The organism is Veillonella absiana (assembly GCF_032970865.1).
GTDB lineage: Bacteria > Bacillota > Negativicutes > Veillonellales > Veillonellaceae > Veillonella > Veillonella absiana.
The window spans coordinates 1-14,002 of sequence record NZ_JAWJZB010000008.1 but is presented as its reverse complement, the minus strand read 5'-3'; the positions used below and the strand labels follow the sequence as shown (position 1 = coordinate 14,002).

11 protein-coding genes and 1 rRNA gene are annotated in these 14,002 nt (G+C 37.8%); 1 reads left to right on the top strand and 11 read right to left on the bottom strand.

The window, feature by feature from the left end:
* The first annotated feature begins 109 nt into the window (after window positions 1-109).
* Window positions 110-667 carry a DUF805 domain-containing protein gene (locus tag RVY80_RS07275; protein WP_317330093.1) on the top strand — a complete coding sequence of 186 codons (558 nt, stop codon included), beginning with the start codon at window positions 110-112 and terminating at the stop codon, window positions 665-667.
* 152 nt (window positions 668-819) lie between these two features.
* Here the strand turns inward: RVY80_RS07275 and RVY80_RS07270 are convergent, their stop codons facing one another.
* From RVY80_RS07270 to rrf, 11 genes are all read right to left on the bottom strand, one after another.
* Complete coding sequence (locus RVY80_RS07270) at window positions 820-1,995, bottom strand: hypothetical protein (protein WP_317330091.1); 1,176 nt, start codon at window positions 1,993-1,995, stop codon at window positions 820-822.
* Between the two features lie 75 nt (window positions 1,996-2,070).
* On the bottom strand, window positions 2,071-5,670 hold the full coding sequence (gene cydD, locus RVY80_RS07265) for a thiol reductant ABC exporter subunit CydD (RefSeq protein ID WP_317330090.1): 3,600 nt from the start codon (window positions 5,668-5,670) through the stop codon (window positions 2,071-2,073).
* Window positions 5,671-5,752: 82 nt separating this feature from the next.
* Entirely contained in the window at window positions 5,753-6,772 is a 1,020-nt protein-coding gene (cydB, locus tag RVY80_RS07260) for a cytochrome d ubiquinol oxidase subunit II (RefSeq protein ID WP_295191371.1), read from the bottom strand.
* On the bottom strand, window positions 6,763-8,151 hold the full coding sequence (locus tag RVY80_RS07255; protein WP_295192365.1) for a cytochrome ubiquinol oxidase subunit I: 1,389 nt from the start codon (window positions 8,149-8,151) through the stop codon (window positions 6,763-6,765). Before RVY80_RS07255 ends, cydB begins: the two co-directional genes overlap by 10 nt.
* 102 nt (window positions 8,152-8,253) lie before the next feature.
* On the bottom strand, window positions 8,254-8,703 hold the full coding sequence (locus tag RVY80_RS07250) for an RrF2 family transcriptional regulator (RefSeq protein ID WP_295191366.1): 450 nt from the start codon (window positions 8,701-8,703) through the stop codon (window positions 8,254-8,256).
* A 299-nt stretch (window positions 8,704-9,002) separates the two neighbouring features.
* On the bottom strand, window positions 9,003-9,995 hold the full coding sequence (locus tag RVY80_RS07245; protein ID WP_295192367.1) for an inorganic phosphate transporter: 993 nt from the start codon (window positions 9,993-9,995) through the stop codon (window positions 9,003-9,005).
* Window positions 9,988-10,617: a DUF47 domain-containing protein gene (locus RVY80_RS07240; RefSeq protein ID WP_317330087.1), complete on the bottom strand. Its 630-nt coding sequence runs from the start codon at window positions 10,615-10,617 to the stop codon at window positions 9,988-9,990. Before RVY80_RS07240 ends, RVY80_RS07245 begins: the two co-directional genes overlap by 8 nt.
* 214 nt (window positions 10,618-10,831) lie before the next feature.
* Entirely contained in the window at window positions 10,832-11,329 is a 498-nt protein-coding gene (locus RVY80_RS07235; RefSeq protein WP_295191358.1) for a MogA/MoaB family molybdenum cofactor biosynthesis protein, read from the bottom strand.
* Between the two features lie 546 nt (window positions 11,330-11,875).
* Complete coding sequence (locus RVY80_RS07230; protein ID WP_317330085.1) at window positions 11,876-12,235, bottom strand: LysR family transcriptional regulator; 360 nt, start codon at window positions 12,233-12,235, stop codon at window positions 11,876-11,878.
* Window positions 12,236-12,372: 137 nt separating this feature from the next.
* Window positions 12,373-13,293, bottom strand: a complete 921-nt coding sequence (locus RVY80_RS07225) for a polysaccharide deacetylase family protein (RefSeq protein ID WP_317330083.1) — start codon at window positions 13,291-13,293, stop codon at window positions 12,373-12,375.
* 589 nt (window positions 13,294-13,882) lie between these two features.
* A 5S ribosomal RNA gene (rrf, locus tag RVY80_RS07220) occupies window positions 13,883-13,999 on the bottom strand.
* Window positions 14,000-14,002 lie beyond the last annotated feature (3 nt).

Here is a 14,002-nt window from a genome sequence, read left to right as displayed (position 1 = left end):
GTAAAACTCGATGAAAATCGGCCAAATTGTACAGAATTTACTCATTTATGTTATACTGATAGAATGTATTGGACTGTTTGTATATGACACGTAATATTCGGGAGTATATATGGTTATCGTTTACGCCATAGGCCGTGCATTAGTAATCGGTTTTATTGGTATGTTTATTGCCTATCAAGGACGACAATTAAATATCCCTATTTTTAATTTACAGGGACGCATAAATCGAGTGCAGTTCATCATTGGCTATATGGGACTGATGATTGTATTTCATATACTAGGTAGTTTCTATCAAAATATGATTAATATCATCGTTACATTACCTGCCTATTGGGGGCTCAGACTCTTTATTGGACTTTGCCAAGCATTAATTTTTCCATTGCTCTGTACAGTACTCGCAAGACGACTACAGGATTTAAATGCCCCCGCCTTACCAGCATTAATTTGGCCGTTTTTCATTACCTTTGTGTATACCTATAATGCATTGCCTTCTACATCGATTATCTTGCATAGTATTTTAGCATTTGTGTCTTTTCTATTAATGATTCTACCAGGTGATAAAAGAAAAAATAAATTTGGATTGCCCCCAGAATCTATTAGACGTAAACAAAGACGGGATAAAGAAAATTTAGCCCACCGTAAAGCTGCTATTTCTAAAAACAAATAAATTTGTACTATGTTGATTCAGTCCCACGACGGAGCTACAACATAATATACGAGTTATAAAAAAACCTTGCTATTCATCTGAGTAGCAAGGTTTTTTACTATATTTAGATTTCCATTTCATTAATGTATATAGATGCAATAGTTAGTCTTTATTTATCTCACCAACAGCATCCATTCAAATAATGTACAGCCAATATAGGCGATGATAAATTTTACCTTTTGTTTTCTGTCCCGGTCATCATCAGCCAATTTGAGGCGTTGCACAAGAAATCGCTTATCACGAATTTGTAATAACAAATTTTTAATACGTTCTTGGCTTTCAACAGCCTCTGTCATTTCACAATCCGTTGTCAATGATGCTTGATATGTGAAAATACGACGATGAAGCTTACGCATTTGTATTTTAATATTGTTGTGCACAAATGCACTTTGCCAATGTTTTCGCGAATCAAAGTACATATAAATGTATCGCGGAATATTCATCACCAAGAAGGAAATGACAAAAATCCCCAGTGAAATCAAAAAGTACGTGGAGAATGAGAAGTCTAGCGTTTCCGTTGGCAAATAGTGATGCAAAATGAGGAATGTAATCCACACCCCCATTGGCAACAACAACACTGCTGCAATATCAACAGAACGTAACCAGCTCGTTTTTGTGGGCACATCAGGCGCCACAAAAGTATCCACTTCATCATGGAAGGAATAATAGTCCAATTGCAGTATGGACTGACTCGTTTTAGGGTTAGCCAGTAATACTGGACCTTTACTCCCCACTTCACGTTCTGGGAACGGAATCATTTTTTTCAAACTCGTATCTTTATTGAGATCAAACTGGATAATACCATTCTTCTCAAAACGAAGTGTTGATCCATTCTCACCGAGCTCAATAGGATTGAAGAATACCCCAAATAAATTGAGACTCCAATTACCGATGAGATGAAGAATAGAGTTTAAAATAAATCCGCCTGTATCTATATTATTGGTATCTAATTTAATGGCAAATGACGATGTATAATCATCAAACCACAAGTCTTCAATTGTATACTCCACATTAATCACATTCCCCCATTTCGAAATAATGGATAGGAACACATGATTATTTGGCTCAAATTCAAAGGTCACGGAATAAAAGAACCAGTGCTTACGAATGCTAGCACGAAGGATGCGATTGATCACATCTTCTTCTATGGTCAGTACTTGATGATCGAACAATTCACGCTGTACAGGCACATCGTCCCTAACTACGGGTGTATTTTGTTCGACTGTATGATCCTGAGAATTTTCACCATCAGTCAGTAACGACTTGAGATTGGCGAAAAATGTATTCATAGCCCCTCCAGGGTTAATATGTCCTATAACATATGGATTATACCACATTTTGCTATATCTTAGAATACACTCGCTCTAAATTCGAGCCATGGACAAGCAACAATATTCCCAGAACTTACCACGTAATGCAATGAGTTCTTCATATGTGCCAGATTCTATAATTTGCCCCTGTTCCATAAATACGATACGATCCATTTGGTCAATACCTTCCAAATGATGTGTAATATAAATGGCTGTATGACCTTTGATGAAAGTCATTAATTTGCGATGAATGTCATTACGAGTTACCTGATCAAGGCCTTCTAATGGTTCATCAAGCAATAGTACTGGGCTTTGACGTAAATACATACGAGCTAAAGCGATACGCTGACGTTCCCCTCCGCTAAGGCCCATTCCACCAGCACCAACGACAGTCTGCAATCCATTGGGTAATCGATTGACAAGCGTTGTTAATGATGCCCATTCAATAGCATCGCGTAATACGGACTCCTCTACATAGGGATTCGCTAAACGTATATTTTCCTCTACCGTAGCATGGAAAATATACGTATCTTGAGAAATAACACTAATTTGACTTCGCCAAGACTCAATATCATAGTCTTTTAAATCATGGTTATTCACCCGAATAGAACCTTCATAGTCATAAAATCGTTCTAGAATATTGATAAGCGTTGTTTTACCCGAACCGCTAGCACCAACGATAGCTACAGACTCCCCAGACTTGATAGTCATAGATAAATCATTATAAACCTTTGTATCATCATAGCCAAAGGATAGATGATCTAACACAATATCATCTATAGCTTGCACCCCGCTATCTATCAGTAAAGGATTCGTCGCCTCTACTACAGCTGGTCTAGATGTACCTAACGTATGCAACCGATTTACTGCTACGGCGCTCTCATAACCATGATGCAAGGCTATAGTCATTGGCTGTAATGCTTCAAACCAAGCCTGTACACCGATAGCAGCCACAGCTACATACACGCTAGCCCACGTACCTTCAAGGACACCTGCTGCCACTATAGCAGTAATAATCATAGTCACTTGAACGAGACCCATAAAAGAGATATTTCCCTGATTTGTGCCCTCACTAATTCTATGTTTTGCATCCTCAGCTACTTGAAAGGCCTTTGTAATACTTTCATAAGCATGCTGACGTTGACCGTAGGCAATAATATCCCCCAATCCATCAAGCATATCCGTAATCTCCCGCTTTACCTGCCCTTGTACAGTTGCTACAGTAACTAAGGATTTTTTGTTAAATTGATACACATAGATAGGAATCAAAATTGCGCCTATAACAAATGCAGCTAATACAATCCAAATCAAGGTTGTCGAAATATATCCTACGCCCATCATGACAAGAATTGTCAATACAACGGCTGCCATAGGTGGAATTAATACACGTAAATAGAAAAACTGTAAGACTTCGATATCTGACATAATACGACCAAGCAAGTCACCTGCACCAAATCGTTTAAATATGGCAGGACCTAAAGGCTCTAAATGCTCGTAGAACCATACACGAAGTCCATATAACCCTTGAAAGGCCATATGATGTGATGTATATCGTTCAAAATAACGACATACGGCACGACTAATGCCAAAGAATCGAACCCCTACGATGGAGATGCTGAGGTAGTGAATGCCAGGATGTAATGCGGCACTGGCCAATAACCAGGAAGATGTACTTAATAAACCTACGTTCATAAATACAGTAAGGAAGGAGAAAATAAAGGCTAATACTAAAGACCATTTAGCCGGACTTAGTACGGAGAATAAGAGACCTAATTTTCCCATAAAAGAGGACTGCTTAGAAACCGTATCTACAACTGGTTTTACACTTATAGGATAGGACGTTACTGTATTAGGCCTGCTATTAGCAAGAGAGTTCGTATTAAGAGAGCCCTTTACTACAGATTGACGTTCCACAGTATCCTGCTTTTCTGTCATATCCTCTACAAATCGTCCTGTACCGGCCTTAATCAATTCATAGAAATACCCGTGTTTACCAATAAGCTCATCGTAAGTTCCAGATTCTTCTACTCTCCCTTGACGCAAAACATATAGTGTATTAGCCCAGGACATAGTTTGTAAGCGATGTCCAATGAGTAATACCAATTTACCTGTCATTAAACGCTGTAATGCCCGAGAAATCGACTCTTCCGTTTTTACATCTAAGTGGGCTGTTACTTCATCAAGGATAAGAACCGAACCTTTCCTGAGAAAAGCACGAGCTAAAGCAATCCGTTGTTTTTCCCCACCACTGAGACCTAATCCACCTTCGCCAACTTCAAAATCAAATTGTCCATCCTTAGATTGGATAAGGTCATAAATTTCAGCAGCTTTACAAGCCTCAATAAGGTCCTCATCGGATACAGTAAGGCCAAACGTAATAGCTTCACGTAAAGTTCCTTTAAAAATATGTGGTCGTTGAGATACGTACACAAGTTGTTCACGCCACCACTCCATGGATATATCACAAAGATCTACTCCATTGACAAACAAAGTATGTCTCTCTGGCTTTAGGAAACCAGCTAAGAGATGGGCTAACGTAGTTTTACCAGCACCACTTTCACCGACAAGCATCACACGCTCTGCATTCGTAAGAGAAATAGTAATGTCAGAAACACCATTGTGACTATGGGGATACGTGTATGATAACTCTTTATATTCGATACTATGTATAGGATCCGCTAGTTCGATGGAACCACCTTCGTGCAATTGCCCTGGGCTCTGCAAAAATTCATCAATTTTAAGTAATGAACTCTGCCCTGCCATGCCCGTATGGAAGGCAGCACCTAATTGTCTAAATGGTGTATAGAACTCTGGTGCCAATAGCAAAATAAAGAAGGCTGGTAGAAATTCAATGCCTCGATAAAGCAAAGTTACCCCTAGATATACGGCGATTAGTGCAGTACTGATAGTACTCACCAATTCAAGCACTAGGGCTGACAAAAAGGCCACTCGTAGCACCCTTAATGTAGAATCCCTAAATTCTCCAGATAAACGACCTATAACAGACGTTTGCTCCTTGGAACGACCAAACACCTTCAGAGTGGCTAAACCTTGTAGCATATCAAGGAAATGACCTGATAGGAAACTCATACGCTCCCACTGCTCTTGATTCATTTTCTCGGCTTGCTTGCCGATAAGTATCATAAAGAACGGAATAAGTGGTACCGTTAAGAGTAAGATAATACCAATCCAAGGTACAGAATCGATAATAGCAACCCCCATCACGAGAGGTATTATTGCAGCATATAATATTTGTGGAATGTAGCGAGCAATATATGCCTCTACTTGGTCTAGACCATCTGCAATTAGATGAATCATATCCCCATGGGATTCTCTATGTTGTAAGCCTTGGCTAAACATATGTATCAATACTTGATGACGTAGAGAAGCCTTCGTGGCATGCGCCAATTGATTGGCTACTTTTTCTTGTAAATAATGAAATATGAGGCGTAATATCACGAAAACAGCTAAGCCTATAATGTTATCTGTTTCAGATTCCAATGTAGCCTCATGGAATATAAAATTATTAATAAGGTTTGCAAAATTCCAAGCTTGACCAACGATGGAAATACTCCCTAGTAAGCTAGTGAGTCCCAGCATAATAGTTTGAGACTTGCAGTTTTTTATTTCTTTAATTGCTAACCGATTCAGCATGTAAATCCTTTCAAATAAACTATAAAAAAGGCGTGCTCAATGAGCACGCCTAATTAATTGGATCATGCTAATCATGTGCCAATTAGTAATGTAGATCTTTTTCGCTTACACGATGACGGAAAATCCAGTATGTCCAGATTTGGTAAACAAGTACAATTGGAACAAAGATACATGCTACCACAGTCATCAACAATAATGTATAAGGAGAAGAAGATGCATTCGTGATGGTTAAGTCCCAAGCAGGATTTAAACTAGAAACCATAATGCGTGGGAATAAACCAGCGAAGTATGCTACTGTTACCATAATAACAGTCAAAGAGCTAAATAGGAAACCCATTTTAGTATTACGAGTACGTGCTGCGCCCCAAGATACTAGGAAAAACACGATAGCTGCCGCAAAAGCTACAATTCCTAATGTACTATCAAATAAATCAGTATAGGCATAGGTTGCACCAACTAATGCTAATGCACCAACAGCAGTGGGAACACCTACAACTAAAGATGCTGCACGAGCACGTTCAGAAATTGGGCCACTTGTTTTAATAGAAGTAAATAAACCACCATGGTATGTAAATACCAATACAAAGGCTACACCACACAATAATGTGTAAGGGCTCAACAAGTCAAAGAATGTACCTACATATGTCATAGATTCATCAATTGGAGTACCTTGAATCAAGTTACCAACAGTTACACCCCATAATAAAGCAGGAATCAAAGAGCCGAAGAAAATACAGTAGTCAAAACCTTTTCTCCAAAGCAAATTTGGACTTTTACTACGGAACTCAAAAGATACACCACGAATAATTAATGCTGCAAGCATCAAGAATAGAGCCATGTAGAACCCGCTAAATAGTGTAGCGTATACATGTGGGAAAGATGCAAACATAGCACCACCAGCAGTGATCATCCACACTTCATTACCATCCCAAACTGGACCTAATGCATTAATCATTTGACGACGTTCAACGTCAGTTTTACCAATGAATGGTAACAAGATGCCTGTACCATAGTCAAAGCCTTCAAGCAAGAAAAATCCTGCGAACAGCACACATAATAGGATAAACCAGACAACATTAAGGTTATTAGTAATTAGTTCCATAATCTTGCCTCCTCTTTTTCTACTACATCGTGAGCATGATTACCTTCTGGACCTTTTTTAATATGCTCTACAGCTAAATAAATCGCTGCAATAGCGGCTACAACATATACCAATGTGAAACCAATGATTGTAGTCAAAATTTCAGGAGCAGTTACAGATTTAGATGCCCCATCAGCTGTTAATTGCAATCCATATACAAGCCATGGTTGGCGACCAGCTTCTGCTACATACCAGCCTGTGGAGTTAGCAAGATAAGGTAATGGTAACATCCAGAACATTGCTTTCAACATAGTTGGACTAGATGCCAAAGTACCTGTTTTAACTTTAAGCAATGCAAGTAATGCTACTAAAATCATAAGAGAACCAGCACCCACCATTACACGGAAGGACCAGAAAATAGAAGGTACGTCTGGTGTATAATTACCAGGACCATGTTCTGCTTCGTATTTTGCTTGTAGATTTTTAATCCCTTCTACTTTACCGCTAGTAAAGGAATCTTGAGTCAAGAAGGACAAGCCCCCTGGAATTTCAATTGCACTTGTATTTGTTTGTGCTTTTGTATCGATATTAGCCACCAAGGAGAATGGTGCTGGATCTTGAGTTTCCCACAATGCTTCGATAGCAGCCATTTTCATTGGTTGTACTTTTGTAATGTATTGACCTTGGAAATGACCAGCACCAGCCCCTAATATACCAGCAATGATTGTCACTACAATCCCCCATTTAGCAGATTTAGCATAAAAATCAGTGGCATTATTACGTAATAGGTGCCATGCACTAATAGCCATAATAACAACACCAGCTGTCATAGAGCCATTCAATACGATATGGCTGAATTGACCTGGAAGGTAACCATTTTGAACAATCGTCAAAAAGTCTACCATCTCAGCACGGCCATTACGAATCACATAACTCACAGGATGTTGCATAAATGAACTAGCTACTAGAATCCAAAATGCAGATAAATTAGTGCCAAGAGCTGTTAATGTAGCAACAGTAGCATGTGCTTTTGAGGACAATTTATCCCAACCAAAAATCCATACGCCCATAAATGTAGATTCCAAGAAGAATGCTGTTAATGCTTCTAGAGCCAATGGGGCGCCAAAAATATCACCCATAAAACGAGAGTATTCTGCCCAGTTCATACCGAAATGGAATTCCTGTACGATACCAGTTACAACACCCATTGCAAAGTTAATAAGGAATAATTTCCCCCAAAACTTCGCCATTTTTTTGTACACTTCATTTTTTGTGGATACATATGTCCACTCTAAAATCGCTACAATCACAGTCATCCCTAATGTGAAAGGTACGAATAACCAGTGATAGATAGATGTTAGAGCAAACTGCAACCGAGCTAAGTCCACTGCTTCAAACATAATCGTCCTCCTTAAAACCCTAAATACAATACTTATTTTGTAGCAAATAAAAATACAAGAAAGCCTCAAACAAGTGTTTATAGACTATTAGTGAAAATGGTATTATTGACAATTACAAACTGATGCTTCACCAGCAATTTCGACTTCCCGAGCAGCTAATTTATCAAAGGTTACTGCTTTTAAATCTTTCGTCAAATTATGCTGAATCTGGGCCATTACTTCATACACAGAGCAATGTCCACAGCAAGCTTTAGAGCAGCTATTCTGATCATACAAGCATCGTTTTAGATATGTATCACCTTCAATAGCTACAATTACATCAAACAATGTAATGTCTTCAGGCTTTTTGTTAAGTGAAAAGCCACCATCTACACCTCGATAGGACTTCATAATACCTGCAGCAATTAAACTTCTCATAATTTTTAATAAAAACCGTTCAGGTATTACTTGTTCTCTCGCGAGTACACCACCAGTTATTTTAGAGCCTTCTGGTAATACGGCCATATGCAACACCATGCGGAACGCATAGTCAGTCGCCTGATTCAATCTCATTACATCCCCTACCTCTCCTCTTAGGATACTTCTTTTGCTTAGTATTAGTATAAACTAAATAAAATAATACTGCAATTGTAATGTTTTAACTGCAATTGTAATGTTTTAAAGTTTTCACCAATTTACTAGCTTTATACACACTTTACAGGCATTAAAAATCATTCTTTTTACTATGAAAGAAAAAAATATAGAGTCCGCTTAAACACTATATTTAATCTCTTGAAAATAGAAGATTAAGTATAGCACGCGAACTCTATCGATGATGACAACAAACACTCATCAAAATATTTGTATTAATATTAGAAAATTACAGAACCAATCCAATATGTGCAAGCTGCTACCAAACCAGATAATGGAATGGTTACAAACCATGCCATAACCATAGAACGAGCAACACCCCAGTTAACAGCTTTCACTCGTTTAGAAGATCCTACCCCCATAATAGAACCACTCACAACGTGTGTTGTACTAACAGGCAAGTGTAAAAATGTAGCTGTAAAAATGGTAATAGCAGAGTTTAAATCAGCGGCAAAGCCATTGATAGTTTCCATTTTGAAGATTTTATTCCCCATTGTGGAAATAATACGCCACCCACCTGCAGCAGTACCAAGGGCCATAGCCATAGCACAGGAAATTTTAACCCATGTTGGTACATCAAGAGTGTCGATATAACCACCGCTTAACAAAGTCAATGTAATAATCCCCATAGCTTTTTGAGCATCATTAGACCCATGAGAGAAGGCCATTAACGTTGCAGATAAAACCTGCATCGTACGGAATCGATCATTCAAAGCTATCGGTGAAAATCTACCAAATAACAATAGCAAGACTTTCATAATAATGAACCCGCCCACCATTGCAATAATTGGGGAAATAACTAAAGATAGAAAAATCTTAATGATACCGGCCTCATTAAGTGCATCAAAGCCTACAGAGAAACCAACTGCACCAATAACGCCACCAATTAACGCATGAGAGGAAGAACTTGGAATGCCCCACCACCAGGTTAATAAATTCCATGCAATGGCACCAATTAAAGCAGCACAAATGACGCCACTGTCAATCATTTTGGCATCCATAACAAGGTCGCCACCAATTGTCTTGGCGACACCAGTACTAATCATCGCACCTAAAAAGTTTAGGACAGCCGTCATCATAACAGCCGTTTTAGGATTAATCGCTCTAGTAGAAACAGACGTTGCAATGGCATTAGCGGTGTCATGAAACCCATTGATATAATCAAACGCTAATGCTAAAAATACAACGGCCCAAACTAAATAATGATCAAGCATACTTTAACACAACCCGGCGGAATGTTCCCACCAAATCTTCGCAACCATCGATAACATCTTCCATAGCTGCCAAAATTTCCTTCCATTTGATAATCTCAATAGGATCAGAGCATTCTTTAAATAATTTTGCCATTTCTTCATGGTAAATTGTATCTGCTTCAGATTCCAATCGAATTACTTCATGAACACGTCCATCAACCTTAATATAGTTTTTCTTGAGACTATCCATATAAGAAATACATTTATTAATGTGTTTCAAACATTTTGCAACGATTTCCGCTAAACGTACAACACCTTCACTAGCTATTCCTACTTGATACATCAACATTTTATCTGCAATATCCTTTACAATGTCAATTGTATCGTCTAATTGCTCAATCAATAATTGAATATCTTCACGATCCATTGGCGTGATGAAAGTTTTACGCAAACGCTCTGCTATTTCATTCACTAATTCATCAGCACGTTTTTCTTTTACATCAATGTCCCTAAAACCTGCTGCTTTATCAAGCTCGCCTTTACAAACAGATAACAAAATTAAGCTTGCATCTTGACATAATTGTGCATGTTCTTCTAAAATGCCAAAGAATTTCTCTTCTTTCCCTTTTAGTTTGAAAGCCATGGAAACCTCCCGATAGAATTTGTCCCATCAATAAATCGTAACTATCTGTCACTGATATTCTCATTATAGCATAGAAAAAATAGATAGTCTTAGAGATTACATATAATTTTACAAACTAATGTTATCAGTTTTATATACTTTATCTATTTTTATCATTTGACATATTCAGTCCGTTTTACTTCGCTTTTACCTTATTTTGACAATACTAATATATTTACTTGGTTGCCTCTCTTACAAAATGAGCCATTTCAGGAATAATGAGTTTAGTCATAGCCAATGTCACTGCCCCTACAGATCCTGGTATGGCAAACAAAATAGTGTTACCATTTATCCCTGCTGTGGCCCGAGATGCAATAGCACGTGTACCAATATCTTCTGTATAGCTCAAGTATCTAAAAATTTCACCGAATCCAGGGATAGCTTTTTCAACTAAACTATCTACAGCTTCTATAGTCACATCTCGTTTAGCAATACCGGTACCTCCAGTACTAATAATAACGTCAATATCACCGTATTTTAACCACTTAATCATAGTCGACCGGATTTGATCATAATCATCGATTACAATACTTCGATCTACGACTATATGATTAGCTTCTTCAAGAAACTGAATAACCGTATTTCCCCCTTTATCAGTTTCCACCGTACGAGTATCAGATACAGTTAAGACACATACTCGTAAAGGTCTATCTTTAATTTCTTCTTGAGACATAACAACCTCGCTTTATTTTCAACACTATGTGGCCTAGCCACTCTATACTGTTATAAATTATTAGAATATATCCATTATATATCAAATTTATACAATAAAAATAGTCCCCATATACATGGTACTGTGCAAGTATCTAGCTCGCCATTAGGCAAACTAAATGTACCATGTATATAGGGACTATCTAAAGCTTAATATAATTCTATTATATAATGATTTAAAAAGATAATACGAAACACATATGGTTTCAATCAGTTATTTTAATGATGATAGTAACTTAACATAAACTCTATAAAGGTTCTCGTAGCCGCCGATTTAATCTGACTAGACTTATACATCATCCATGTGCGACGTAGCAAAGGTTTGCCATCTGCTTGTATCATGGGAATACACTCAAATTCTTCACCTTGTATCAGTGAATCTGGTAAAAAAGCGTATCCTAAGCCATTTATTTCCAATCATAGTCACCGCGGACAAAACCTACATCACTACTATCTTCACTAACCAGACTTAAAATATGTTCACTAAGCCCCGTCCTAACTTTAAATTCTACATTTGGATATAATTCAAAAAACCCTTTATAATTAAAGGCAACTCATGTTTTGTAAACAATCCAGTAGTTGCCAATTGAATTGTTCCTTTAACATCAGTGCCAAAACCTTGGATAGTCTGTTCAATACTTCGTAATTTCTCTATCATCTCACGAGCACATTGAACAAGATATTCTCCCTCTTCGGTGAAAGTAACGCCCTGTTTACTCCGAACTACTACTTTCACGCCAAAACGTGCTTCTATATCGTGAATGCGGCTTGTCAATGAGGGCTGAGAAATGAATAATTTTTTAGCAGCCCTTGTAATATTTTTCTCTTCATACAAGGTTAATAATATACTCCAATCTCTTTCATCCATAGTGATACCTCATTTGTAAATTTACTTATATTGTTTTATTATACACGATATTTCAACAACAAACGACCGCCATTAGTATTACCAATAGCGGTCGAAATTATAATTATATATAGAAATGAAAACCATTGACCCCAAATTTAGAATAAAGGTACTAATTGGGATAAAAATACAAATCCATTATCTTTCAATATATCCCTCAAATGCCAAGTCACTCTAATGATTTCTGGTACATGCATACGTAGTCGCAAAATCCACCAGTGATCAAGACCTTCAAATATAGATAATCTATTTAAAGCAAATAAATTATCTCCAGGTTTAACCGTTCCTGGCGCCACTGTGAAAGCCATTAAATAGCCTGCATCTTTTGTACGTTGTTGTACTAGTTCATTATTAAATCCTTGTGGATAAGCAAGATATCGTATGGGACGCTGTAAAAGACTTTCTAAAACAGTTCTAGATTTAGCTAAATCGGCTTGTAATGTCATATCATCAAGATTGGTTAAGCGCTTATGTGAATACGTGTGAGCTTCTATATGAAATCCATTAGCATCCATTTCTTTTAATTGCTCCGCTGATAAAAAACGATCTGTGCCAATAGCATCACCAATCATAAACAACGTTGCTTGCATATGATATTCCTTTAATATAGGAAAGGCATTCGTATAATTGTCAGTATAACCGTCATCAAAAGTAATTAATACTGGTTTATCAGGCAAGGATTCATTATGAACTAAATAATTATATAACTCATCCATGGTTATACTAGTGTAACCATTATTTGCCAAATACTTCATATCATCACGAAAATCACTGGTAGTTACTACAAGTGAAGAATGGCTAATATCATTAACAGCATGATAATTCATCACAGGTACACCACCAATTTTATAATAGCTAGATATAGTCCAGCACCCAAGGAACACCACTATAAACGATAATACTACTGCAATTATAGCCGTTATAGTGAAAATACAACGGCGCTTTATTTTCTTATTTTTGACATCGCACTTTCGATAATTCAATTTATTATCATAACCAACATCATTTGAACTAAGCATACGAAAACACTCCCTATTTTGTGTCTATATTTAGTCACTAAGTTAAGATTCTTTATTACTAAAACATCTTAATTGAGAATATCATAGTGTGGCGATAAATACAAGAATATAGACGCAATGAGGCATACGGAATATGAAAGGATGAGATATTTTAGAGTAGGGCAAGCCTGGTCGGATAGAAAGCTTTGTGCTGTCCGCAACGTTGCTTCGCTCGTTGCTGCGGTAGTAGTTTACGAGCTTACGGTCCCTATCACCCGCCGTTCGCTTCGCTCAGTGTGGGAAAGTGATGCAATGACTCAATGCGTCACTTCGTTATAAATAACCTAGTTACGGTTCGACAACTCAGTATGTTCCTCGCTGTGGATTTCTCTTCGAGAAATCTTACGCTCGGAACTAAGCGATGCAATGGTCGCATACATCGCATGGCTCCTCTGGTCCCTATTTCCCTCCTTACAGGCCGTTATAGTGAATATAATATAGATTATATAGCTACAAAATGGGCTGGAACGACACTAGAAGGATTGAAAGTGCCTACGGATTAGGCAAAAAAGAACGCCCACCCTATAAGGGTGAGCGTTCTTTTTCGCTTAATCAGCAGCTTCCTATCCTCCCAGGCCGTCGCCAGCCAAGTACTTTCGGCGTTTACGAGCTTAACTACTGTGTTCGAGATGGGAACAGGTGGAGCCTCGTAGCTATCGCCACTGAATCT